21 protein-coding genes and 1 pseudogene are annotated in these 24,921 nt (G+C 65.1%); 14 read left to right on the forward strand and 8 right to left on the reverse strand.

Going from position 1 to position 24,921, the window contains the following annotated elements:
- Nucleotides 1-92: 92 nt before the first annotated feature.
- The gene (locus JMY28_RS28425) at nucleotides 93-755 is read left to right on the forward strand and encodes a response regulator transcription factor (protein ID WP_201699234.1); all 663 of its coding nucleotides are present in this window, start codon (nucleotides 93-95) and stop codon (nucleotides 753-755) included.
- A 329-nt stretch (nucleotides 756-1,084) separates the two neighbouring features.
- Here the strand turns inward: JMY28_RS28425 and JMY28_RS28430 are convergent, their stop codons facing one another.
- Nucleotides 1,085-1,408, reverse strand: coding sequence for a hypothetical protein (locus JMY28_RS28430; RefSeq protein ID WP_201699235.1), 324 nt, complete (start codon nucleotides 1,406-1,408; stop codon nucleotides 1,085-1,087).
- 211 nt (nucleotides 1,409-1,619) lie between these two features.
- On the opposite strand from JMY28_RS28430, the gene JMY28_RS28435 reads away from it, so the two are divergent.
- The 4 genes from JMY28_RS28435 to JMY28_RS28450 all read left to right on the forward strand — a co-directional run bounded on the left by JMY28_RS28435 (nucleotide 1,620) and on the right by JMY28_RS28450 (nucleotide 6,579).
- The gene (locus JMY28_RS28435) at nucleotides 1,620-1,991 is read left to right on the forward strand and encodes a DUF2946 domain-containing protein (RefSeq protein WP_201699236.1); all 372 of its coding nucleotides are present in this window, start codon (nucleotides 1,620-1,622) and stop codon (nucleotides 1,989-1,991) included.
- Nucleotides 1,992-2,185: 194 nt separating this feature from the next.
- Entirely contained in the window at nucleotides 2,186-4,489 is a 2,304-nt protein-coding gene (locus tag JMY28_RS28440) for a TonB-dependent receptor (protein ID WP_201699328.1), read from the forward strand.
- A gap of 89 nt (nucleotides 4,490-4,578) precedes the next feature.
- Nucleotides 4,579-6,096: a PepSY-associated TM helix domain-containing protein gene (locus JMY28_RS28445; RefSeq protein ID WP_201699237.1), complete on the forward strand. Its 1,518-nt coding sequence runs from the start codon at nucleotides 4,579-4,581 to the stop codon at nucleotides 6,094-6,096.
- A gap of 126 nt (nucleotides 6,097-6,222) precedes the next feature.
- On the forward strand, nucleotides 6,223-6,579 hold the full coding sequence (locus tag JMY28_RS28450) for a hypothetical protein (protein WP_201699238.1): 357 nt from the start codon (nucleotides 6,223-6,225) through the stop codon (nucleotides 6,577-6,579).
- 61 nt (nucleotides 6,580-6,640) lie between these two features.
- Here JMY28_RS28450 and JMY28_RS28455 read toward each other — a convergent pair whose 3' ends face one another.
- Nucleotides 6,641-7,351 carry an SDR family NAD(P)-dependent oxidoreductase gene (locus JMY28_RS28455; protein WP_201699239.1) on the reverse strand — a complete coding sequence of 237 codons (711 nt, stop codon included), beginning with the start codon at nucleotides 7,349-7,351 and terminating at the stop codon, nucleotides 6,641-6,643.
- A 116-nt stretch (nucleotides 7,352-7,467) separates the two neighbouring features.
- The gene (locus JMY28_RS28460; RefSeq protein WP_201699240.1) at nucleotides 7,468-8,394 is read right to left on the reverse strand and encodes a sterol desaturase family protein; all 927 of its coding nucleotides are present in this window, start codon (nucleotides 8,392-8,394) and stop codon (nucleotides 7,468-7,470) included.
- 333 nt (nucleotides 8,395-8,727) lie between these two features.
- Here JMY28_RS28460 and JMY28_RS28465 point away from each other — a divergent pair, with 333 nt between their 5' ends.
- The 5 genes from JMY28_RS28465 to JMY28_RS28485 all read left to right on the forward strand — a co-directional run bounded on the left by JMY28_RS28465 (nucleotide 8,728) and on the right by JMY28_RS28485 (nucleotide 13,253).
- Complete coding sequence (locus tag JMY28_RS28465; RefSeq protein ID WP_201699241.1) at nucleotides 8,728-9,729, forward strand: hypothetical protein; 1,002 nt, start codon at nucleotides 8,728-8,730, stop codon at nucleotides 9,727-9,729.
- Between the two features lie 114 nt (nucleotides 9,730-9,843).
- Nucleotides 9,844-10,170 carry an EF-hand domain-containing protein gene (locus tag JMY28_RS28470; RefSeq protein WP_201699242.1) on the forward strand — a complete coding sequence of 109 codons (327 nt, stop codon included), beginning with the start codon at nucleotides 9,844-9,846 and terminating at the stop codon, nucleotides 10,168-10,170.
- 16 nt (nucleotides 10,171-10,186) lie between these two features.
- Nucleotides 10,187-10,900, forward strand: a complete 714-nt coding sequence (locus JMY28_RS28475; protein ID WP_201699243.1) for a response regulator — start codon at nucleotides 10,187-10,189, stop codon at nucleotides 10,898-10,900.
- Nucleotides 10,900-12,297 (forward strand): ATP-binding protein, encoded by a 1,398-nt coding sequence (locus JMY28_RS28480; protein ID WP_201699244.1) that lies wholly within the window; start codon nucleotides 10,900-10,902, stop codon nucleotides 12,295-12,297. Before JMY28_RS28475 ends, JMY28_RS28480 begins: the two co-directional genes overlap by 1 nt.
- Before the next feature lie 188 nt (nucleotides 12,298-12,485).
- Nucleotides 12,486-13,253: a DUF4410 domain-containing protein gene (locus tag JMY28_RS28485; RefSeq protein WP_201699245.1), complete on the forward strand. Its 768-nt coding sequence runs from the start codon at nucleotides 12,486-12,488 to the stop codon at nucleotides 13,251-13,253.
- 74 nt (nucleotides 13,254-13,327) lie between these two features.
- On the opposite strand, the gene dld is transcribed toward JMY28_RS28485, so the two are convergent.
- Nucleotides 13,328-15,052, reverse strand: coding sequence for a D-lactate dehydrogenase (gene dld, locus JMY28_RS28490; protein ID WP_201699246.1), 1,725 nt, complete (start codon nucleotides 15,050-15,052; stop codon nucleotides 13,328-13,330).
- Between the two features lie 123 nt (nucleotides 15,053-15,175).
- On the reverse strand, nucleotides 15,176-16,075 hold the full coding sequence (locus JMY28_RS28495) for a LysR family transcriptional regulator (protein WP_201699247.1): 900 nt from the start codon (nucleotides 16,073-16,075) through the stop codon (nucleotides 15,176-15,178).
- Between the two features lie 216 nt (nucleotides 16,076-16,291).
- Here JMY28_RS28495 and JMY28_RS28500 point away from each other — a divergent pair, with 216 nt between their 5' ends.
- Together JMY28_RS28500 and JMY28_RS28505 are read left to right on the forward strand one after the other, a co-directional pair.
- Nucleotides 16,292-18,202 (forward strand): phospholipase D-like domain-containing protein, encoded by a 1,911-nt coding sequence (locus JMY28_RS28500; protein ID WP_201699248.1) that lies wholly within the window; start codon nucleotides 16,292-16,294, stop codon nucleotides 18,200-18,202.
- Nucleotides 18,203-18,205: 3 nt separating this feature from the next.
- A complete protein-coding gene (locus tag JMY28_RS28505; RefSeq protein WP_456238749.1) occupies nucleotides 18,206-19,486 on the forward strand; it encodes an SEL1-like repeat protein in 1,281 nt (426 codons plus the stop codon).
- Between the two features lie 21 nt (nucleotides 19,487-19,507).
- Here the strand turns inward: JMY28_RS28505 and hpnR are convergent, their stop codons facing one another.
- From hpnR to JMY28_RS28520, 3 genes are all read right to left on the reverse strand, one after another.
- Nucleotides 19,508-21,052 carry a hopanoid C-3 methylase HpnR gene (hpnR, locus tag JMY28_RS28510; RefSeq protein ID WP_201699250.1) on the reverse strand — a complete coding sequence of 515 codons (1,545 nt, stop codon included), beginning with the start codon at nucleotides 21,050-21,052 and terminating at the stop codon, nucleotides 19,508-19,510.
- Nucleotides 21,053-21,143: 91 nt separating this feature from the next.
- Nucleotides 21,144-22,634: a GntP family permease gene (locus tag JMY28_RS28515; RefSeq protein ID WP_201699251.1), complete on the reverse strand. Its 1,491-nt coding sequence runs from the start codon at nucleotides 22,632-22,634 to the stop codon at nucleotides 21,144-21,146.
- Nucleotides 22,631-23,689 (reverse strand): patatin-like phospholipase family protein, encoded by a 1,059-nt coding sequence (locus JMY28_RS28520; RefSeq protein WP_201699252.1) that lies wholly within the window; start codon nucleotides 23,687-23,689, stop codon nucleotides 22,631-22,633. The genes JMY28_RS28515 and JMY28_RS28520 overlap by 4 nt, the downstream gene beginning before the upstream one ends.
- Before the next feature lie 195 nt (nucleotides 23,690-23,884).
- On the opposite strand from JMY28_RS28520, the pseudogene JMY28_RS39080 reads away from it, so the two are divergent.
- Nucleotides 23,885-24,502 (forward strand): annotated as a pseudogene (locus JMY28_RS39080) (uracil-DNA glycosylase family protein); the annotation flags it as partial.
- A 42-nt stretch (nucleotides 24,503-24,544) separates the two neighbouring features.
- Nucleotides 24,545-24,913, forward strand: a complete 369-nt coding sequence (locus tag JMY28_RS39085) for a DUF488 domain-containing protein (RefSeq protein WP_236597089.1) — start codon at nucleotides 24,545-24,547, stop codon at nucleotides 24,911-24,913.
- Nucleotides 24,914-24,921: the final 8 nt, after the last annotated feature.

Raw genomic sequence — 24,921 nt, forward strand, 5'->3', positions numbered from 1 at the left:
CCCAAACCATGACAGAGCAACGCGCGCGCTGAATCCGGCTCTGCAGGTCTCGCCCTCCGGCTTATCCGACTTCAGGCGGCACGCTCACGACCATGACGAAAGCAACGCAAGATGTGCGGATCGTGGTGGCCGACGATCATCCGGTCGTGCTGACAGCGATCAGCGATTACCTCGACAACCTGCCGGGCTTCAGGGTAGTCGCGAAAGCCGCTACCGGCGCAGGGCTCATCGACGCCCTGCGCGACACCGAGTGCGAGTTGATCATCACCGACTTCTCGATGCAGGGCGACGTCGAAGACGAAGACGGCCTGCGGCTCGTCAGTCGTTTGCGGCGGCTCTATCCCGCGACGCCCGTGATCGTGTTCACGATGGTCACCAACGGCGGCATCCTGCACCAGCTTGCGCAACTCGGCGTGGCTGGACTCATCGGCAAAGATGAGCCAATTCCCGCGCTCGGCGAAGTCTGCCGGCGCGCGCTCGCGGAGCCGGGCACGGCGCTTTCCGCGCGGATTGCCGAACGCCTTGCCAAGGAAGGCTCGACCGTCGACGAATTTCAGCGCAACCAGCCGCTGTCGCCGCGCGAGCTCGAAGTGGTGCGACTCTTCGCGCTCGGCCTGAGCGTCACCGAAATCTCGAAGCGGTTGAACCGCTCGGTCACTACCGTCGCCACACAAAAGCGCGCGGCCATGCGCAAACTCCACCTCGAATCGAATGCCGATCTGATCCGTTACGCCGGCGAACACGGATTCGCGTGATGCCACGCGCCGCCCGTCGGGACGCTTTCACCAGGCTCGCCATATGAAGCGCTCAGGGTGGGCTTCGAGCGAAACCGCGACCGGGACCGAGCGACCCCGCAATGCAGTAGAAGAGGACACCGAAGCAACCGAAGACGAGGAGCGACCTTGCGGTACCAGGCCCCTCGATGCTCTACGAAGCCTGCCTCGAATTGCGCGGCACCCTGTGCCTGACGGGCGAATGGACCGGCGAACTGGGCGATCGAGCGGCAGCCGTCGTGGAAGAACTCGAAGCAATGCGCGCGCTGCGCACCGAGATGCCGTGTGAGCGCGAAATATTCGCGTCGCGCTCAGCGCGTGCGTTTCACGAATACCGGCGCTTCTGTGGACGCGTCCTTCGGGCAAGCCTCGTTTTGCAGGCGCACGCACCACTGACGCAACGCGGTATCCTCGAGCGGGCAGCGCACCGGGTTGCGCGGCGTGACGTGGCGGTGCGCACCAAGGCGCAGCGCGAAGCTCTCCGGAAGCGCGAGGCCGCACGACGTTTCGCTCGTGCCGCGCGCGAGCGGGGCGAACCCCACCGCCGCTTGCGGCTCGTCGCCCATGGAATGACGCTGAGGCGGGCGCGGTGTCCAGCGCATGCCGGGCGCGCGTCGGAAAGAAAATGCAGACATGGGCGTTTCCGCCCTCTGCGGGCGGCTCCTGGGTCAAATCGAACAGCCTCGATATTCGTTCGCGCCTTGCGCGCGATCCATAGAACCCCTTCTAAAAGCGCCCACGGCCGCGACATCGCGCCGCGCTTATTGCCGCCCTCAGATCCGCGGGCTAGCCTGCGCAAACGCGAAACGCCGTGTTAGACTCCGCCGCGCAATCATTCTCATTCTCATGAATTCACGCAAGCATTCACTGCTGACCGCATGGCTTGGCCTCGTCGCCATGTGGCTCATCGTGCTTGCGCCGCTCGTGAGCCAGTTGGTCGCCGCGCAACACGCGCATGAGCCAGACGCCACGCTCTGCTCGGCCATTCAGCCGGCCGGGGCCGGCAGTACACCGCATCTTTCGCACGACGATGCATTCGGCGCATGCGGCTACTGCCACCTGCTTGAGCATCATGTAGCGATGCCTTCGGTCGCCGCGCCCGAGCCTCTGGCCGTACTCGCTCTCGCGCGCGAGACGATCGCGCCGCCCGTCACGCACGACATCCCCTTAGGCGCCTTCCCTTCGGGCAGGCCGCGCGCCCCACCCGTTCTTTCCTGAGTCACGCCGTTATCGTCCTGCCAATCGCGATCTGATTGCGTGCGCAACGAGCACGCATGACGCGCGCGGCGGATCGTTGCCCGTTTTCAGGAAAACACCTCATGTCCACGCTCACCACGCGTGGCGCTGGCGTTCGCTCGCGCGAACGCGCAACGCCGCGCGCGCTTCGGCACGCCGGGCGCCTCGCGCTCGCCATGCTGCCGCGCGTCTTGCCGCTGCCTCTCATTGCGCCCATCGTCGTTCACGTAGCCCATGCCGCCGACGCGCCAGCCACCGACGCCACCTCGGCCGCCACGCTGCCCACCGTCACGGTAAGCGCCACCACTAGCACCGCCGCAACGCAAGCTGTCGACCCCAACCTGCCGGCGACGGTGGAAACCGTCACGCCCGCGCAATTCGGCAACTGGAACGTCGTCAACACCGAGGACGTGCTCAAGTACCTGCCCAATCTCGCCGTGCGCAAACGCTACGTGGGCGACTTGAATTCGATCATCGCCGTGCGCGGCACGAGCAATACGCAAAGCGCGCGCGGCCTCGTCTATGCCGACGGCCTGCTCCTCTCCAATTTGCTCGGCAACAGTTACAGTTTTCCGCCACGCTGGTCGATGGTGTTCCCCGACCAGATCCAGCAAGTGGATGTGATCTATGGGCCGTATTCCGCGCTCTATCCAGGCAACTCGCTCGGTGCCACCGTGCTCATCACCACGCGCATGCCGAAGGTGTTCGAGGCGAACGCGGACGTGAAGGCGTTCACCCAGCATTTCAGCCTCTACGGCGTGAACCAGAACTTCAACGGCAGCGAGATGAGCGCTTCGATCGGCGACCGCATCGGCAAGTTCTCGTATTTGCTTGGCGTGAACCACCTGGAGAACACGAGCCAGCCGCTGCAGTTCGCCACGCTGGCGCAGTCGACGAAACCCGCGCAGCCCGGCGACGTGCCCGTGCATGGCGCGTACTTCTACAACAACCAGACGAACATGCCCACGGTCGTGCTCGGCGTGAACGGCGAAGGCATGCAGCATACGGTGCAGGACCAGTTCAAGCTGCGTATGCAGTACGATTTCACACCCACTGTGCAAGGCGGCGTGACGCTCGGCTACTGGCACCAGACCTACAACAACGCCACGTCGACCTTCCTTTACGACGCCAACGGCAACCCCGTGTATAGCGGCAAGGTGTCGATCGGCGGCTACGAGTACACCATACCCGCCGCGGCGTTTGCACCGAGCCGAGGCTGGAGTGAAAACTGGCTGTATGGCGCGACGCTGCGCACCCACCAGGCCAGCGGCTGGAACGCAGAAGCCATTGCTTCGTACTACGACGTAAGCAACAGCGTGGCGCGCACGGCAAACGCGGGGGGACCTGACAACGGGCCCGGCGTCATGACGCTCGGCGACGGCACCGGCTGGAAAACGCTCGACCTCAAGACAACGTGGACGCCCGCCACGCCCGATGCCGGCCTCGCCGCGCACTGGCTCACGTTCGGCTATCACTACGACGACTACGCGCTCGACAACCGCACCTACAACACGCTTGCGTGGCGCGATGGCGGCGCGGGCAGCTTCGCCAATGCCTTCGCGGGCAAGACCGAGACCCAGGCGGTCTACGCACAGGACGCGTGGCGCTTCCTCTCGCGCTGGAAGTTCGTGTACGGCGTGCGCTACGAAAACTGGCGCGCCTACGACGGCTATCAGGCGCTCGGCAGCGTGAATGTGCCTTATGCAAACGTGGGCGACCATCACTTCTCGCCAAAGGCTTCGCTCTCGTTCGACGTGACCGACGACCTTACGCTGCGTGCATCGATTGCGCGTGCCTACCGCTTCCCGACCGTGAGCGAGTTGTTCCAGGGGCAGGTGAACGGTTCATCCATCGTCAACAACAATCCGAACCTGCGCCCCGAGGACGATCTCTCGAAGGAACTGAGCGCCGAATGGGCGCACTGGAATGGCCTATTTCGCTTGACGTTCTTTCAGGACGACGTAAAAAACACGATCTTCAGCCAGACCGACACGACGGTCATTCCGAACGTCACGAACTTCCAGAACATCGGCAAGGTGCGCTCGCGCGGCGTGGAAACGAGCTATCAGGGTGAAGACGTCATGCTGCGCGGGCTCGATCTCGCGGCGAGCGTGGCGTACACGCAGTCGAAGATTCTGGAGAACGCGCAGAACCCGGCGAGCGTTGGCAAGTATTTCTATCGCATTCCGCTGTGGCGCGCGAATATCGTCGCAACGTACCGCTTCGACGCGCGCTCGGCACTCACGCTCGCCACGCGCTACTCGGGGCGCCAGTACAACACGCTCACCAACACGGACACGAACCCGAACGTGTTCGGCGGCACGAGCACCTACACGGTCGCCGACGTGAAGTACACCTTCCGGCCAACGAAGAAGAGCGAGATAGGCGTGGGCGTCGACAACCTGTTCGACGCGCGCTACTTCGTCTATCACCCGTATCCCGGCCGCACGTACTACCTCGAAGCGAAGCTCGGCATTTGAGCGGCTCGCTCGCGGCCATGGTTGCCGTCCGCAATTTCGTTTGAATCATCCATGCATTCGAGCCGTGCTGGCTCGACAAGGAGTCCAAAATGTCCACGATATCCGACCCGCTGAGCGCGCCGCCCACCCGCGCGGTCCAGCCCGGCTACCGCACGCTGTGGCGCTGGCACTTTTACGCCGGCCTCTTCGTCATGCCCTTGCTGCTCGTACTCGCCATCACAGGCACGATCTACTGCTTCCAGCCGCAGATCGAACCGCTGCTTTACCCGCATCGGCTGGTGGTCGCACCGGCAGCGACACCGCGCCTGCCCGTGGATGCGCTGCTGGCCCGCGCGCGGGCCGCGGTGCCTGCGGATGCGCGTGCGCTGCGCGCACACGTCGAGTCGAACCCCGCGCGCAGCGCCGAGTTCGTTTTCGCGCTGCCTGGCGGGACCCAAGAGAGCGTCTACGTGAATCCTTACGATGGCGCGGTGCTCGGCACGCTCGACGTCGATCGCCGCTTCATGCAGGTCGACCGCATGCTGCATCGCAAGCTCCTGCTCGGCAGGCCCGGCGAGTTGCTCATGGAGTTGGCCGCCTGCTGGACGCTCGTGATGATCGCCACCGGCATTGCGCTCTGGTGGCCGCGCGCGGGCGCGTCGTGGCGCGCTGCGCTGCTGCCTCGCTTCGGCGCGAGCGGACGGCCATTCTGGAAGAGCGTTCACGCGAGCGTCGGCATCTGGCTCGCCGTGGGCGCGCTCGCGTTCGTGCTGAGCGGCTTGCCGTGGACGGGCTCGTGGGGCAAGCAGTTCAAGGCGCTCGCCACGCGCGCGAGCCTCGGCGCGCCGCGCGGCGCTTGGGGCGGCGGCCTCGCGCTGAAGTCGGCGTTGCCGGCTATGCCAACCTCCGCAGCCGCAAGCGCAGCTAGCGGCGCCGCGGCGCATCCTCGCACAAGCCACGCCGATCGCGAGGAGCACGGAGAGCACGCGGGCCACGACATGGCGTCGATGCCGGGCATGGTGATGGATGACATGCCGCTGCCGCTCGTGCCCTGGGCGGTCGGCGCGGTTCCCGTGCCGCACTCGCCCGACGCGTCCAGCGCGCCGCGACACTGGACGCTCGCTCAGGTGGTCGCCCAGATGCGCGATCTCGGCGTGCGCGACGGCTACGACATCGTGCTGCCCGCCGCGCCGGATGGCGTCTACACGGTCTCGTACTTTCCGGCCGATCCGAAAGCGGAGCGCACCGTGTATATCGACCAATACAGCGGCGCAGTCCTGAGGGATATCCGCTATGAGGATTACGGCGCAGTCTCGCAAGCCATTTCGTATGGGACGTCGCTGCACATGGGTCGCTACTTTGGCCTCGCGAACCAGCTGATCTGCGCGGCGATCTCACTGGGCCTCGGCGCGCTCGCGGTGACCGGCTTCGCGATGTGGTGGGTGCGCCGTCCCGCGCGCATGATGGGTGCATCTGGCACGCTGGGTGCGCCACAGCGCGAGCGCGCCGCGCCGCCGCTGCGCGCCTGGAAAACCGCTCTCGTGCTGCTCGGCATCGTGTTTCCGCTGATGGGCGCGACGCTCGTAGCGGTCTGGCTGCTCGACCGCGCCGCCTTCCGGCGCGCGTAAAGACCGTCGTCTTGCTGACATCGGCGATAACGGCAACGAGAGCGGCCCTGCGGTAATCTGCGGACACAATTGCGTCTGAACCTGGCTGTGCCAAATGGTTTCAAACGTAGATATGCGGAGATCATCGTGTTGCGGCTAATTTCGGCAGTTGGCGCGGCCGCGGTGCTTGCGGGCTGCGCTGTCGCGCCGTATCCGGGTTACCCCGGCTACTACGGCTATGATTACGGCTATCCCTACTATTCAGGCTATCCGTACGCCTACGGTTACGACTACTACCCCGGTTATTTCGGCGGCGGCTATGGCGGCATCGCCATTTGGGGTGGTGGCGGCGGATGCTGCTATCACCACGGCTGGCACGGCGGCCATGGGGGCGGCTGGCACGGCGGCGGTGGGCACGGCGGCGGCTGGCATGGAGGCGGTGGCGGCACGTGGCAAGGCGGCGGCGGTGGCATGGGGGCGGCGGGCGGTGGCCACGGCCACTAACCGCTCACGCCGGGGCCGGCCTGTTCAACCGGCCCGTGCGCCTTGTGCGCGGCGATAGCGCCTACACGCGCCCGTTCACGGGAATCAGCGCTCCTGTAATGGCCTGCGCGTCAGCGCCCAGCAAGAACGCAATCACCGTCGCGATCTCGCGCGGCTGCACCCAGCGCGTGAAATCGGCGTCTGGCATGTCGGCGCGGTTTTGCGGCGTGTCGATGATGCTCGGCAAAATCGCATTCACCGTCACGCCCTTGTCCTTCAGCTCTTCCGCAAGCGCTTCCGTCAAGCGCGCCACACCCGCCTTCGACGCCGAATACGCGCCCATACCCAGCCCGGCCTTGAGCCCCGCGCCCGCGCCGATGTTGACCACACGCCCCGCGCCGCTCTTCACGAGATGAGGCAGCGCGGCCTTCGAGGTATTCAGCGCCGTCTTCACGTTCAAATCGAACATCAAATCCCACGTGCGTGGGTCGCCGTCGCCGATGGTTTCCCACCTGAACGCGCCCGCCACGTTGACGAGCGCGTCGAGGCCGCCGAGCTTCTCGTGCACCGTGCCGCACGCAGCCTGTGCCGCCTGCGCGTCGGCGAGATCCACGCCGCCCACGCACAGCGCGCCCGCGAGCGCGGCGGGCAGCGCCACCGCTGCGGGGGCCGCGCCCCGACCGATCAGCGCCACGCGGGCGCCACGTTCGGCCAGCAATTGCGCCGTCGTCAGACCGAGGCTGCCAAAACCGCCCGTTACCGCGACCACCTTGCCGTTCAAACCGTTTTCCATGTGCTTGTTCCTCTCGTTGCTTCACTAACCTGCATACGATGCGGCCCGCGCGATTCGTGCGGGCGCCACTGGCGCCACGTTACGCGAGGCGCGGCCTTCGATCAACCCGCGCTCATTCATCCGTGTCGTGCGTCCGTGCGCACCGTGGCGAGCGCGCGCTGCTTGCGCAGGTTCTCCGTGGTTTCGCCGCCGCCGTCCGCGCGCCAGCCCGGCGGCAGGAACACATAGCGCACGGCGGTCCAGATGTTCTTCGCCGTCACCACGTCGCGTGCGAGCGTCGCCCAGTGTTCGAGTTCGACGACGAACGGATTGCGCGAGCGCACGGGCGTAACGAGGCCGTAGCGGCACGGCTCTTCGGCGCGCTCTTGCACATACGTGCCGAACAGGCGATCGAAAACGATCAGGACTCCGCCATAGTTCGCATCGAGGTAATCGACGTTCGAAGCATGGTGCACGCGATGGTTCGACGGCGTGTTGAACAGGTACTCGAGCCAGCCGAGCTTCGGAATCCACGTGTTGTGCAGCCAGAACTGATAGAGCAGGTTCAACGAGAGAATGGCGATCACGACTTCGGGGCGCACGCCGAGCCACACGAGCGGCGTGAAGAACATGGCCGGGCCGGTGAGCTTGCCGGTCCACCCCAGCCGGTACGCCGAAGAGAGCGTCAACTGATTCGGCGAATGGTGCACGGCGTGCGTCGCCCAGAAGAAGCGGATGCGGTGCGACGCGCGGTGATACCAGTAATAGCAGAACTCCTGACCGATGAAGACCAGCAGCACGAGCGCAACGGTGTCGATATTCAGTGTAAAGAGGCGGTGCTCCCAGGCGAAGTCGAAAATAGGCGTGGCGAGCGAGAGCGGCAGGAGCGCGAAGAGCTTGCGGCCCGCGAGGTCGGCGAGCGAGAGCCAAACTTCAGACCAATCGAAGGGGGCCTTTCCTGTTGTTTCGCAGCGCTTCCTGAAGGTGAGCACGCATGCCTCGATCAGCGAGACGGCAACGACGAACAGCGTGACATAGAACGCGAGTTTGCCTGTGGTGAGCATGATGGATCGTGTGCAATAGGCGCGTCTTGCGCGGTGAAGAAAGACGCGTGTTGCACGGAAAAAAGCACCTGCAGCGCGTCGAATGAAGGGCACTGTAATGGCGCGCAGAGGGAAAAACCACGCGCAAAGTATGTCGGGATATGTCACGCGCGCGGCACGCGAAACACGCCGACGCACCCGCCGCGCCGCGTGCGCGGGGCGACAGCAGCCAAGGTCTCGCGACGTGTAACACCGCGACATGGTTTATGACGCGACTTGAGCCGCGCACAACCCTATAGTTCGTTCCGCTGACACGCCACAGCGTGCCCCCGAAACGAACCGCAAGGACCTCTGATGAAAACGCTCCCCCTCGTCGTCGCCGCGATCATTGGCTTCGCCAGCGCCCCCGCCTTCGCCGGCTGGTCCGGCCACGGCACGGCGTACACGCCCCACGGCACGTACAACGGCGCGCACTACGGGTCCTGCGGCGGCGGCACCTGCTCGCACGCGGGCGGCGTGGCCGGTCCCTGGGGCGGCGTCGCCACCAACAGCGGCTCCGTTACCCGCACCGCGCCTGGGCAGTTCAGCAACAGCGGCACGGCCTACGGTCCGAACGGCCGCTCGGTCCAGCATTCGGGCGACACGAGCTGCGCGAACGGCACCTGCGCGCACACCGGCTCGCTCGACGGCTCGGATGGCCGCAGCGCGAGCACCTCGGGAAGCGTGACGCGCACGGCGCCGGGCCAGTACTCGTCGACGGGCACGGTCACGACGGGCAACGGCAACAGCTACGGGCACTCGGCATCCACCTCCTGCGCGGGCAGCACGTGCAATCGCTCGGGCACCGTCACCGGCACGCAGGGCGGCAGCGTCTACCACGCCGGCAGCGCCACGGGCGTCGGCACCGGCGTGGTGACGACGAGCGGCGGCACGACCGTCGTCCACGGCGGCACGGTGGCCACGGGCGGCACGACGGTGGTGCATGGCAGCACCGTCACGACGGCGGGAGCGACGGTTGCCGTCGTGGGCGCCCCGGCTCCCGCGCCCGTGCCGGTTGTCGTGACGACGCCGCCGCCCACCACTACGGTGTACGTCGCTGCGCCGCCGCCCGCGCCCAAGACGGTGGTGGTCGCGCCGGCGCCTGTACCGCAGACGGTTTATGTCGCGCCTGCCGCACCGAAGACCGTCTATGTCGCGCCGGCCGCACCGAAGGTCGTGTACGTGGCCCCGCCGGCACCCAAAGTCGTCTACGTAGGCCAGCCGGTGCCGCGCGCCGTCTACATCGCGCCGCGCCCCGCAGTGTGGATTCCCGGCCACTGGATCGGCCGCGTCTGGGTGCCCGCCCACTGGGCCTGAATCACCAAAGGCGGCTGCGCGTTCGCTTGACCGGCAGCCGCCCTTCATTTCACCCGCCTCATTCGCTTGATCAACCGGCCGGCAGGCTACGTCGGCCACCTCACGGAGAACACCATGAAGAAGATGATCGCTGCCCTCGTTTTGTGTATCGTTTCAGCAGCGGTTTGCGTGCCGGCATCTGCTCAGGCCTTGCCAGGCGGTTCAGGCGCGACGAACAGCGCCACAACCGGCGACGCGCGCGTCGAACGCATGATGGCGCAGTTGCAAGAGCGCTTCGCCGCCGCGAACACGACGCACGACGGCAAGCTCACGCGCGAGCAGGCGCAGGCGGCCATGCCGAGGGTCGCGCAGCACTTCGACGAAATCGACGCGCAAAAGGCCGGCTTCATCACCCTCGCGCAGATCGAGGACTTCATGCGAGCGCGCGCAGCAGCCCGATGAACGCCGGAGGCGTCACATGGAGCAGGCAAACAGGATCATCGTGCTCGACGACGAAGCCGAACTGCGCAACATGCTGCAGCGCTTTCTCGCGAGCCAGGGTTTCGAGGTGCGCGCCGTCGCCGACGGCAAGCGCCTCGACCGTCTGCTCCAGCGCGAGCCCTATGACCTGCTCGTGCTCGATCTCATGATGGAGCCCGAAGACGGCCTCACGGTCTGCCGCCGCCTGCGCGCCGAGGGCCAGACGCTGCCGATCCTCATGCTCACCGCGAAGGGCGACGCCGCCGACAAGGTGATCGGCCTCGAAACGGGCGCCGACGACTACCTCGCCAAGCCGTTCCTTCCCGACGAACTGGTTGCGCGCATTCGCGCACTGCTGCGCCGCCAGAAGATGGCCTCGGGCGAACCCACGGTCACCTCGCAAATGCTGCGCTTCGGCGACTTTCAGTTCGACGTTGGCAAACAAACGCTCTTCCGCGACGGCACGCCCGTCGAAGTCCACTCGGCGCAGATGCTGCTGCTCCACGCGCTCGGCTCGTCGCCGAACCGCGCAGTGAGCCGCGAGAATCTGCTCGCCCGCGCACGCGGGCGAGACCACAACGCGCTCGACCGCAGCGTGGACGTGCAGATCCTGCGCCTGCGCCAGATCGTCGAGGACGATCCCGCCAAACCGCGCTTCATCAAGACCGTCTGGGGCATCGGCTACATGCTGGTGGCCGGCGTCGAATCGTAATGCGCCTGCGGCTGCCGCGCTCGCTGCTCTCGCGCAACATCGCGCTGCTGGTGGCGCTCGTCGCGCTTTCGCAAATCTGCTCGCTCGCCGTGCTTCTGCACTTCGTGCAGCGCCCGCGCATCGAGCGCGCGTCGATCATCTTCGCCGATTACGTGAAGCTGCTCGACACCACGCTCGCGTCCATGCCGCCCGATGAAGGGCGCGCGGCGGCCGCCCGACTCGAGACGCGCAATACGGCGCCGCCGCAAGCGCCTGCCGAGACGCATCCGAGCCTCATAGACTTTTTCCGCACCTGGCAGCGCGATGTGTTCGTCGAAGCGCTGCAACGGCATCTGCCGCCCGACCTGCTGGTGCGCTGGGACGCGAGCCACGACGAGGCCGAACCCGCGGCGGATGGCGAAGCCGCGCAGGAACGTCTATGGATCCGCATTCACGCGGCGGGCGAACCGATATGGGTGGCGCTTCCCATGACGGCGGACGCGCGGGCGAGCGGGATCACCACGGCGTTGATCCTCTCCGCCGCGCTTGCGCTGCTCGCGGCGCTCACCGGCTACCTGTTGCAGCGCCACCTCAACCGGCCGCTGCGCAAACTCGCGCGCGCGGCGCGGCGCGTGAGCGCTGGCGAAACGCCACCGCCGCTGCCAACGAACGGCCCGACCGAAATCGCGCAAGTCAGCCTCGCCTTCAACCAGATGACCGATGCGCTGAAGCAGGCCGAGGCCACGCGCGCGCTGATGCTAGCCGGCGTGTCGCACGACATCCGCACGCCGCTCACGAAACTGCGCCTCGCGATTGCGATGGCATTGCCGCGCGGCAGCAACGACGCGCTGGTGGCCTCGTCCGAGAGCTATCTGGACCAGATCGACACGATCCTCCAGCAGTTCATGGACTACGCGGGCAGCGGCGAGCGAGAAACACCCCAACCGGGCGACCTCAACGCGCTCGCTGGACAGCTCGTTGCCGACTTCGCGGGGCTCGGCCATGAGTTCGACTTCGAAGAAGGGCAGCTGCCGGTGTTCGCGTTCCGGCCCATCGCCGTTATGCGTCTGCTGATGAATCTCATGCAGAACGCCGTGAACTATGGGCGCACAGGTCTGACGATTCGCACCTGGCGCGACGGCGACACCGCCTGCGTGATCGTTGCCGATCGCGGCAACGGCATCCGCGCCGAAGAGCTGGAGCGCCTCAAATCCCCCTTCAGCCGCGGCGCGAACGCCCGCACGCATTCGGGCGGCTCGGGCCTGGGCCTTGCCATCGTCGAACGGATCGCGCGGCTGCACGGCGGCTCGCTCACTTTCCGCGACCGCGAAGGCGGCGGCCTCGAAGCCGTCGTGCGCCTGCCGCTGAACCGTCCCCCAGCAGGCCAGAACGGCGCGCCGCACACCCCGCGCGCATGACATGACTCGACATAATTTGCGCGTGGATTTCGCGCGCCCTTCCCCCCATACTTGCGCCTGAGCCTGAGCAACGGAACGCAGCAAACCGGAGCCCAGACGCCGAAGCACCAAGGTCGATAGTTCGCCATCCTGAATGATTTGCGAGTATCGGCAGACACGAGACACTCTTTCAGGCAAAGGACATCGACATGCAATCGCTCATCAACTTCCTCGTCAACAAGGCCAAACGCGTCGCGGGCGCTACGTTCCTCGCGGGCGCACTCTTTGCGAGCGGCTGCGCATCGGCCGCGCCCGTCGTGCAAACGAACGGGCCGCTTCCGCAACAGCACGCCGACGTCGTCTACGTCTACACGTTCGACGCCGCCGCCGAACAGGTGCAACTGGACAGCACCGGCATGCTGCACAAGCTCAAGACGATGGCGAGCGGCGAGTCGTCGGCGCAGCAGCAACAGCAGGCCGCGCTACAAACGCGCGAACATCTCGCCGATCAACTCGTGACCGAACTTCAGAAAATGGGTCTACCCGCCGTGCGCATGGACGGCCCGGTACCGGCCGGTCGCAACGCGCTGATCGTGGAAGGCCGCATCGACACGATGGACGCGGGAAGCAGCCGCCGCCGCATGCTGATCGGTCTCGGCGCGGGCAAGAGCGAAGTGGGCGCGACGATCGCCGTGCTGTTCCAGCCGGCCAACGGCGGCGAGCCGCAGCCGCTCCTGAGCTTCCAGACGAAGGCGGATAGCGGCCATATGCCCGGCATGGCCGAAACGGCGGGCGTGGGCGCGGCGGCCGGCCACGTCGCGACGGCGGCGGTGGTGGGCGGCGGTTTGCACGGCGCATCGGAGGCGAAGCGCGACACGCTCTCGTCGGATGCCGGCAAGCTGGCTCGCTCGATCGCGAAAGAAGTCGCGCAGATCAGCACGCAGAACGGCTGGATGGCAACGACGACGAAGAGCTAATACGGGGGAAGCGCGCAGCGCGAGGGTTCACGCCCTTTCCGGCGACGGTTCGCTACCGCCGCCGCTTTTTTTGTTTACTGCGCCTGCGGCGCTCGATAATGCGCGAACTTCGACGTGTGGCCGATACCCGGATTGAAGCAGTTGCACGGATCGAGATTTTCGTAAAACGACTTCAGCGCAGGCTTCGCATCGTAAAGGTGGCCGACGTTGTGCTCAGCGGGGTATTCGGCGCCACGCGCGTCGAGCAGCTTCCACATCTCGTGTTCCAGCGCGAGGCAATCATTGCCCTTGCGAACGATGTAGTCCTGGTGAAACACGTGGCAAAGGAAGTGCCCGTAGTAGAGCTTGATCGCAATGGGCTTTTCCACCGCCTCGGGCAAACGCTCGAACCAGTCGCGATCGTTGCGCCGAAGCGCAATATCGAGCGCGACGATGTCCTCCACTTCGTCGCCATGCACCGCGCGATAGCGCACCGCCGCGCCCGCCGCCGCGAAACGATGGAGAAACGCCTTGCTGCCCTCTTCGTCGGTACATTCGAAAAAATCGCCGCTCACCATGCCGAAAAACGCGCTCAGGTAAGCGCGCGTTTCGTCCACCATATCGGCCGATACCTTGAGCATCAAATGATGCTCGTAGCGCTGCCGGTAGTCCTTGAGCCGTGCGGGCAGATGGGCCGGAAAGCAGTGGCTCGCGGCCTGCGCCACGCGGTCGGTGAAATGCGCGGGAAAGAACGGCAGCCGCTCGAAAAACGCGTCGCAGCGGCTCTTGAAGGCGAACAGCGCGGGCAAGCGCTGCGTGCCGAGATGCTGGATCAAGAGGAACATGTCCTTGCCGTAGCGCTCGGCAATATCGAAAGCGTCTCGATGCAAGTATTCGCCCGCAATAGGCAGCTTCGAGAACTTGCCGAGTATGTCGCGGCGCAGATCGGTCAATTCGCCCGTCTCGTTCGTGCCGATGTAAAACACCTTCGCGCCCCGCTCGATGGGAAACGTGTCGAGGCGCACCGCGAACACCATCACCTTGCCAGCCGACCCCGCCGCTTCGTGCAGACGCAGCGGGTCGGCGTTGTAGCGCGCGGGCGTGTGGGCTTCGATGTCGCGCACGTGATCCGCGTAATCATGGTCGGAAGCCGCGCCCGCACCGTGCAGGATATCGGCTTCGGGCAACTCGCCGCGATCGAGGCGGCCGAGCACGTCTTCCGGCGTCTCGCCAAGCCGGATGCCCAGATGATTCACGAGCGCAAGACGCCCCGCCGCATCCACCTGCGCAAACACGGCCATTTCCGTATAGGCCGGACCGCGCCGCACGAGCGAGCCGCCCGAGTTGTTGCACACGCCACCGATGACTGAAGCGCCCAGGCATGAAGAGCCGATAACCGAATGCGGCTCGCGCCCGAGTGGCTTGAGCGTCTGCTCCAGCTGATCGAGCGTCGAGCCCGGCAGGCAGACCACCTGCTTGCCGCCGTCGATCACATAGACCTTGCGCATGCGCGTCATGCTCACGATCACGACCTCGCGGTCGTAGTCGTCGCCGTCGGGCGTGGAGCCGCCCGTGAGGCCCGTGTTCGAAGCCTGCGAGATGACGATCGCATTCGCGGCAACGCAAGCCTCTAGCACCCGCCACTGCTCGACGAGCGTGCCGGGCCGCACGACCGCCGCCACGCTCCCCTCGCCGAAGCGAAAACCCTTGCGATAACGCCGCGTGGCCTCGTCGCCGGTTAGCACGTGCTGGCGGCCGACGACGGCTCGCAAGGACGCGACCAGCGGCTCGCGCCCGGCGCTCCGGTTCGTGGTGGACATGCGAACGGCTCCTGCAGAAAACGATGATCGCGGAAGCATAAAACCCGCGATCCATTGCGTCCAATATCGCAATCACGCTCGATCAAGACGAAAAACATATAGATCGCCTTCCGAGCCGGCAGATCAGCCCTGCGGGGCATGACGCGCCGCATCGCGCACGATGCGCACGAAGTTCTGCACCGTGGGTGCCTTTTCGCGCGGGCGGTGCACGAGTGCGATCGTCGTGTGCAGCGTGCCGCCCTTGAGATCGTGATACGTCACGCCCTTGGCCTGGATCTGACGCATCGAAGAAGGAATGAGCGTGACGCCGAAGCCCGCCGCCGCCATGTTGACCGTCGAGGAAATCTGCGGCGACTCCATGCTGATCACCGGATTGAAGCCCGCCGCGTGGCACGCGCTGATGATCGAGTCGTAGAGATCGGGGCCGATCGGGCGTGGAAACAGGATGAGCGGATCGCCCGCCAGATCGCCGAGATCGAGGCTGCGGCGGCGCGCAAGGCGATGGCGCGGCGGCAGCACAGCGAGCACGTCCTCTTCCACGAGCGCCTGCGTGGCGAGGCCGCGGCAATCGAGCGGCAGGCGCACGAACGCGGCATCTACCTTCGCCTCGCTCACGCGTTCCAGCAACACCGAGCTGTTGCTCTCCTCGCACCCGATCACGACGCCGGGATACGCGCTGCGAAAGCGCTGCAGCACGGTCGCGACGAGCGGATGAAACACCGTGGAACCCGCGAAACCGAGCACGAGCCTCCCGGTCTCGCCACGCCCCGCGTTTTGCGCCTCCGCGAGCGCCAGATCCGCGTCGTCGATGATGCGTTGCGCGCGCTCGCGAAAGAGCCGCCCGGCTTCCGTCAACTCCACGCGCCGCGAGTGGCGGATGAAGAGCCGCGTGCCGATTTCCTTTTCGAGCTTGAGGATCTGCTGGCTGAGCGGCGGCTGCGCAATGCCGAGAAAGGCTGCCGCCTCGCTGAAATGCAGATACTCCGCGACGGCGAGAAAGTAGCGTAGTTGCCGGAATTCCATATCTTTTTCGTCTTGATGCAACCGGTGGATTGTGAACCTGCTGCGCGTGAACGTCCAATCCCGGCCGGACGACTGCGCGGGCGCATTTGTCTCCCTGCCTCATTGCTTCCCGTCAATTAGTCGCGATTTTCGGACTGGAGACTATTGAAGCGGAGTCCCTCGAAGCGCTATGAAGACTGGACCGACCTGCTGCAAGCCGTATAGAAAGGAACATAAATGGCCACCCCGTCACCCATCGTTGTACCCATCGCGCTTAGCCAAACTCGTTCGGCAACAATCACGCTTCCCTGGTTCCTGCAGCGCACAGAATACAACCCGGCGGGTGCAACATACACGCCGTTGGTGAACGGCGAGGAAGCGTTTGGCGCGCTCTACGACGCCATCGACAACGCGACCTGTACCGTTGATTACGTCTGCTGGGGTTTTCAGCCGTCGATGTATTTCAAACGCGACGGCGGCACGTCGCTGCGCATTGGCGACCTGCTGATCAAGAAGGCCAAAGCGGGCGTCAAGGTTCGCATCCTGTGCTGGCTGGACAGGGCTTGGGCAGCACAGATCAGCGAACAGGAAATGCCCGAATACGACACGATGCGGTACATGACGCAGAACGAGGACGCGCAGCAGCGCGCCTATGACCGGAACTGGTACTACTGTGCAACACGGCCACGTGGCATGCCGCCGCCCACTGCCGCGACTGCCGGCTCGGAGATGTACCCGCAACTCAAGGCCAAACGTTGGCCTTTGCTCGGTACGCAGTCACTGAAGGATATCGGCATCGAGTTGGTTACTCGAGACTTCTCGCGGCACGACCGCGAGGAGATCATGTTTCGCGAAAAGCTTATGCGGGATGCCTGTATCGGCCCAACGCTCCCGACCATCGCGGCGTACGGAGCGGAACCTTCTCACCATCAGAAAATGGTGCTGATCGACTATGAGACTCCCGAACACGCGGTCGGCTTCGTGATGGGACATAACACGCTGGATGCCTATTGGGACACGGACGCGCATAGCTACGTGAAGAAGGCGCCGAATCTCGGACGTAATGGCGAGACGCCACGACAGGACATGTCGGCCATTGTGGCGGGGCCGATCCTCGCGAGCCTGAACGATAACTTTTGCCGTGCATGGGAGCGCGACACAAAGGAGGATTTGCGCGCGAGGCGTGATGCGCTGCGAGACAAGCTCAAACCGCGTGACAATATTGGCACGCGCGTCATGGCGCAGATCAACCCCACACAGTCGCAGGAGGGCGTGCGCGACATCAGGGCAATGTACCTCCAGGCGGTCAACAACGCGACGCAATTTATCTACATCGAGAACCAGTACTTTCGCTGGCCAGAGCTTGCGGAAAAGATTAAAAGTGCGGCGAAGACCCAGGTTGAGTGGGGGCGTGATCCCGCGAAACATGGCTCCATCCATCTTTTCGTCGTAACCAATGCAAGCAAGGACGGTATGGGTCTGGGCGCGGGCACGACCTATGACATGCTGAACAGTCTGGGACGCGCGGATACGATGCCAGCGGTCGCGCGTGCGGAACGCGCCGATACACTCAGCAGTGAGCTGTCCGACGCGCAGAAGCAGGTAACGGCAACGAATACGCAGATGCGCAACGCCAATGGAGCGCAGGAACGAGTCGTAGCGCAACAGGCTTTGGACAATGCGCGGGCCAGGGCGGCAGCGCTAGAACAGCAGATCGACGAGAACACGAAGAACGTCGTGTTACCGCAGCCTATCCCAGGCCTGAAGGTTCACGTGTGCTCGCTAGTTGCGCCTGATTCACCGCCGGGAAACTGGATGCCCGTCTATGTCCACAACAAGATCATGATTGTGGATGATGTGTTCCTCACGCACGGTTCTGCCAACGTCAACCGGCGCAGCATGGAGGTCGATAGCGAACTGAATATCTGTCATGAGCGGATGGACGTGACGCGGCCGCTGCGCAAGCGGTTGTGGAATATACATACGGGTGGCTTGCAAGATGGCGCCTCGGATGTGCCGAAAGCGGCATTCGATGCGTGGGAGGACATCATCAAGCGGAATGCACGAAAGCAGAAAATCGGAGAGACACCAATTGCCTCACTGATCGGCTTCATTTGGACCTCCGATCACCGTCTGAGGATCGATTAAACGATGTACCGAAACACTTCCATCGCGATCTGTGCTGCGTTCCTCCTCTGCGCCTGTTCGAACAAGGATAATTCAATGCCCACGCAAGCCGACCTGAGCGCAGTGCGCGCCAAACTGGCCTTTACCTGCACCCGCGAAGCGGACCATCTTCCGACGCTCGATCCACAGGCCGATACGCTGTTCAAATATGCCCTTTTCCTTGAGAAGCAGGACGGCCCCAAGGACTACAATGCCGCGGCGCGCTATTACCGGGTTGCGGCTGCCTCCGGACACTACAAGGCTAACCATAACCTGCAATTGCTTGTGTCCGAGGGATTCGCACAGTCGCCCGATGCGCCGAACGAGACGATCGATCTGGTGGAACAGTTGATCGCTGCCGGCATCCCTGGCGGCTACTACGATATGGGGCACTACCTTGAACTCGGTTATGGGGTGAAAAAGGACGAGAACAAGGCGCGGGTATATTTCCGCAAGGCTGCAGACCTTGGAAGCCCGGATGCGCAGTACTACGTCGGGGATTTGCTCTCGCCGAAAGATCGCGCCCCGGAAATTTCGCGGCAGATGATGGAGTGCGCTACCAATCAGGGATACGGCAAAGCCGCCAGTTATCTCGGCATAGATTTGATGGACGCCAAACTCTATGCTGAAGCTGTCGAAGCGTTTCAAAAGGGAGTGCGAACGGGCAATGAGCAATCGGCCAGATTTTTGGGGAACGGATTCGACACCAAACCGTCCGATGTGTTGTACTACCTGGGCCTTTCTCGCGATCCTGAGCGTTCGCGTCGTTATAAGCTAATCGCCAAATTCATCGACGACAACGACGGTCTGAATCCCAAGGTGCCGGACATCGACCAGATTGTCCCGCTGCCGCCCGCAAAGCTGCCGCCGTGGGACGGCACGTTTCAGTGGCAAAAGAAACAGGATGCGGCCACGCCGCCGCAGAAGCCATCTGAGCAACTCATCCAGCGTCTTGCCCGCGAGAAGAACCTTGAGCCAGCGAACGGCCTTCCCCTTGCGCCTGTCAAGCGTTCGAAAGATGAGCGTGCGCCGTTAGGCACTATGGCGTACACGGGAGATGTATGCCCGCAGGATGGTGTCTGGTGTGCGAAACAATGGGTATCTTTCGGTCCGCAAGCAACACGGCACATCAGCAAGGGGGAAACCATGCCGCGGCTCGCCATAAACAATCCTCGTTCAATCCCGGGACTGGACGCGTTGTTTGGCATGCGCGTACACCGTACAGATGCGACGTGGAGTCTCGTCGCCTACAGCGAGCCGGCGTAGCGCGTTGCACGAACCAGCCGCTCACCCGAGCCCCATGCGCGTCTCGTCGACGAACTTCTCCGTGGCGTCGTCGATCTTACGGCCCTTGCGGCCAGCGGGGCCATGAATGTAGACGGTCTTCATATCGACCTGCGCCGCGCCGTTCACGCCCGGCGGCGGCGTCATCTCGTAGCGGACTTCGCGCGCATGATCGGCCATCTGGAGGCGCGGATCGAACACCGAGTTGAAGCGCCACAGCATGCGCACGAAATTGGTCTGGCCGCGCAACAGCAAATGCGTGGCCTGCCCGGCGGCCCCGCGCAGCGCCGTCCAGCCCATGTGCTTGCGATTGAGCACCTGCTGCGTTTTCACGAGTTCCGCGTAGAACTCGGGCAGCGGGAGCTTCGTCGGCACGACGGCGTGCTGGATGTCGTAGAGCCGGTAGTCGAGGCTCATGAGGCGCCGCGCCTCGCGCTGCCAGTTCTCCGTGCCCGGATACGGCGTATTCACGCTGATATTGACGATCTCGGGAATCTCCAGGCACCACTTGCGGATCGTCTCGAAGCGTTCGCGGTCCCAGTCCGGATCGGCAATCAGGTTGATCGCAACGGTAATCCCCAACGAACGCGCGAACTCGAGCGCCTCGAAGTTCCGGTCGAGGCTGATCCGTTTGCGAAACGCCTTGAGTCCCTCCTCGTCGATCGCCTCCAGACCGAGGAACATGTACTTCAGCCCAATGGACTCCCACAGGCGGAAGACGTCCTTGTTGCGCAGAAGCACGTCTCCACGCGTTTCCAGGTAGTAGCGCTTGTCGATGCCGCGCCGCTTGATCGCCTCGCCGATCGCCATGCCGTGTTCAGCGTGCACGAACGCCACATCGTCGACGATGAACACGCCGGGTTCGCGCAGCGCGGCCAGTTCGTCCACGACGACTTCGGGGCTGCGCGTGCGATAGCTGCGTCCGTAGAACGTCCATGCGCTGCAGAACGTGCAGTCCCACGGGCAGCCGCGCGCGAATTCGATGGAGGCGCAAGGATCGAGCGTGCCGATGAAGTACTTGCGGCGATGGCGCAGCAGGTCGCGCGCGGGCCGCACAGGATCGAGATTCTCGACGAAACGTGGCGGCGGCCCCGACCCATGGCTCGTCAAGACGCCGGGCACGGCGAGCAGATCCGTGCCGCGCGACACCGCTTCGAGCAGTTCGTTCACCGAAGCTTCGCCCTCGCCGCGCAGCACGCAGTCGATCGCGCCTTCGGCATGGCGCAGCAGATCGGGCGCGGTGAACGACACGCTGTGGCCGCCCACGAACACGAAGCACGAAGGCAGCGCGGCCTTAACGGCCTTCGAAAGATCGATGATCTCGGGAATGTTGGCCAGATAGTTGCCCGAAAAGCAGAGCGCCTCGGGCTGCCAGTTGCGCACCATGCGCATGAGGTCACGGTGCGTCTCGACCTGCAGATCGAGAAGCCGCACGTCGTGGCCCGCGTCGCGCGCCGTGCCGGCCACGGATTCGAGACCCAGCGGCTCGAGCCGCAGGAACACGCGCGTGTACATCAGTCCGCTCGGGTGGACTGCAAGCAATTTCATGAAGCCTCCTTGCGAAAGGCCGTTGCTTCGCGAGAGTCTACGCGCGTTGGCGGATCGGTGCCCCGCGACGTGTCTCGCGCAGGAACAACGTTCAGAAACTGCCGAACAGCGACCCGAGCACGATCACCACGCCGAGCGCGATCAGCGCGCCGACGATGCTCACCACCACGAGGTCGCGATAGCTTTCGCGATGCGTCGAACCGCAGACGGCCAGCAGCGTAACCACGGCGCCGTTGTGCGGCAGGCTGTCGAGCGTGCCCGACGACATCACCGCCACGCGGTGCAGCAAATCGGGATTGATACCGTGCTGCGCGGCGAGTTGCATATAGGTGCCACCGAGCGCGTCAAGTGCGATGGTCAACCCGCCCGAGGCCGAGCCCGTGAGCCCGGCGAGCAGGTTCGTGGCCACGGCGAGCGAAACGAGCGGCCCTCCACCGATGCCGAGCACCCAGTCGCGCACGGCCTCGAACGCGGGCAACGCGGCAATCACCGCGCCGTAGCCCACGAGGCTGCCCACGCTCAGCACCGGCAGTACCGAAGCGTTGGCGCCCGCATCGACGCTTTCGCGCAGCGCGCCGAGCCGAGCGCGATTCAACGCCACCAGCACGATGATGCCGAGCGCGAGCGCAACCGAAACCCCCCATACCCCCGCCACCGCCGAAAGCGTGGTCGAACCCCAGCGCGGTTCGGCCAGGTAGGAAGCGTCGATGCGCGGGAATACCACGACATTCATCACGAAGTTCATCGCCACGACGACCACCAGCGGCGCGAGCGCGGCGAAGGGCGACGGCGGCCCGGCATGGTCCGATGCCGCTGCGCCATTGCCGATCTCGGCGGGGTCGAAGGCTTGCGCGAGGCTCGCACGCTCGCGCACGAGCGAGGACTTGCCCCGATCTTCGTCATCGGCGCCGCCGTTGTCGGGCTCGACGAAGCCCTCGCCGTTGCGCCGCGCCGCCGCCGCCGCGCGCCCGAGCCACCAGAGCCCGAAGCCCGCCATCACGAGGCTCGCGATCACGCCGAGTCCCGGCGCGGCGAACGGCGTCGTACCGAAAAACGGCATGGGAATGGCGTTTTGCAGCGCGGGCGTGCCGGGCAGCGCCGACATCGTGAAGGTCGCCGTGCCGAGCATGATCGCCGCGGGCATCAGGCGGCGCGGGATATTGGCGGAGCGAAAGAGCGACTGCGCCATGGGCGCGAGCACGAAGAACGCGACGAAGAGGCTCACGCCGCCATAGGTGACGAGCGCGCCGCCCAGCACCACGGCCACGAGCGCGTGACGCGTGCCGAGTTTGTCGATCATGAGGCGCGCCACGGCGTCCACCGAGCCGCTGTCCTCCATCAGCTTGCCGAACAGCGAGCCGAGCAGGAAGAGCGGAAAGAACTGGGCGAGAAAGCGGCCCGTGCTAGACATGAATGTTTGCGTCCAATGCGCGAGCACTGGCTCGCCGGAAATGAGCGCGGCCAGCATGGCGCACAGCGGCGCGAGCAGCAGCACGCTCCAGCCGCGATACGCGAGCCAGATCAATAGCGCGAGACTCGCGAGCATGCCCCCGAGGCCGATAACAAGCGTGCCCGCACTCATTGCAGTACCCCTTCGAGCAGCGCCTCGAAATCGAACGTCGACGCCACGCCAAGCTGCGCGCCGTGCTGCGCGAGGAATTCATCGGCGGCGCGGCGGCCTTCGTCGCGCAGCATCGTGATGAACGACCACTCGGCGTTGAGCTTCGACGACGAGCCCAGCGTGACGAGCTTCGCGCTATGCACGCGATGCAGGCGCATACCCGCCCAGCGGCGGCCCTCCTCGCTGCCCGCGTCGGCGACTTTGTGCAGCAGCGCCATCATGCGCAGCTCCTTGATTAGCGGCGAGTTGAACGCGATCTCAGTCACGCGGTTGATGATGTCGCGCGCCGAGCGCGGCGTGCCCGCGCGCTCCACGGGATTCACCTGCACGAGGATCGTGTCGATCGAATCGGTCTCGCGAATCAGCGGCGTAATGGTGGGATTGCCGGCGTAGCCGCCGTCCCAGTAAGCATCGCCGTCGATCTCGACGGCCTGGAAGAGCGTGGGCAGGCAAGCCGAGGCAAGCAGCGAGTCGGACGTGATGTCGGCATTGCGGAACACGCGTGCCTGGCCGTTGGAAACGCGCGTGGCCGTGACGAAGAGCTTGATGCGCGAGTGGCGCAATGCCTCAAAGTCGATGGTGTCAGCGAGGATCGTGCCCAAAGGGTTCACGCGCCCCGGATTCAGATCGTACGGGGAGACGACGCGCGCCATCATGTCGAGCGCGACGTACAAGGGCGAATGGTCGAGCGTCCAGCGGCCGAGCAGGATGTCGACGGGGCCGCGCCGGAACGGGCTGAAGCGCGCGGCGTCGGACACGCGGTGCCAGAAGCGCTCGAGCGCCTCGCGCGCGCCGGCAGCGCCGCCGAGCGCATGGCCGCTCGCGAGCACCGCGGCGTTCATTGCGCCCGCCGAAGTGCCCGAAATACCTTCGATCTGCAGCCACGGCTCTTCGAGCAGCCGGTCTAGCACGCCCCATGTGTAGGCGCCATGGGAACCGCCCCCTTGCAGCGCGAGATCGACGAGCAAGGGCTCGGTGCGGGTCGTGCGGGTTGACGTCTCGGCTTCGGCGGGCATTGCGGCTCCGTTCCAGATCGACCACGGTCGAGAGTACAGGAAAAGCGCAAATGGCCGCACGAGAATGACGCAGCGCGCAATGAGCATCACGCGGCACCACGCGCGCTTGCGCGGGCTCGAATCGTGCCGGGCGCAGCCGCGCGTCACGGGGGCGTTTGGTAGACTGGTTCTCCTGTCACGCTTTCCAGCCTTGCCGTGTCGAATGCCCATCCGCTTCACGGGCCGCTTTCGCTATCGGGCCCGCTACCTGCCCTACTTGCCGAAATCCGCGCCTGTCACGTCTGCGCCGACGCGTTGCCGCTCGGTCCGCGCCCTGTGCTTCAGGCGAGTGAAACGGCAAGTCTGCTGATCGTCGGCCAGGCGCCGGGCGCGAAGGTCCATGCCTCGGGGGTGCCGTGGGACGACGCGAGCGGCAAACGGCTGCGCGCGTGGCTTGGCATCGACAGCGAAACGTTTTACGACGCCGCCCAGGTCGCGCTCGTGCCGATGGGCTTTTGTTACCCCGGCCGCGGCGCCGGCGGAGATAACCCGCCGCGCCCGGAATGCGCCCCGCTATGGCACGCGCGGCTCGTCAAGCAGCTGCGCGGCGTGCGACTGACGCTGCTCGTCGGCCAGTATGCCCAGCGCTATTTTCTGGGCAGCGAGCGCCGCGGCTCGCTCACCGAAACCGTGGCGGCCTGGCGCGACTATGCACCCAATTTCGTGCCGCTCCCGCATCCGTCGCCGCGTAACCAGGTATGGTTCAAGCGCCACCCGTGGTTCGACCACGATGTCGTGCCCGCGCTGCAGGAGCGCGTGCAGGCGCTGCTGGCGCCCGGGCGGTGCCACGCACCATCCGCAACCAGGGAGCCGACGATGACAAAACCGGCAATCGATATCCAGCGAGTCTACGAACCGTTGCCCGAGGGCGGCCGCCACTGCTTTCTGGTGGACCGGCTGTGGCCGCGCGGCCTGAGCAAGGAAAAACTCGCGAACGTGGAATGGGCGAAGGAGGTGGCGCCGAGCACCGAACTGCGTCAATGGTTCCACAAGGACCCGGAGCAGTGGGACGAATTCAAGAAGCGCTATCTAGCCGAGCTGAACACCAATCCGCACGCCTGGCAGCCGCTCGCCGAAGCGGCCGCGAAGGGGCACATCACCCTGCTCTATGGCTCGCACGACACGCAGCGCAATCATGCGATCGTGCTGCGCGAGTATCTGGCGAAGCATGCGAAGCACGAATGAGCGGGCGG

It is taken from the genome of Paraburkholderia hiiakae (genome assembly GCF_904848665.1).
GTDB lineage: Bacteria > Pseudomonadota > Gammaproteobacteria > Burkholderiales > Burkholderiaceae > Paraburkholderia > Paraburkholderia hiiakae.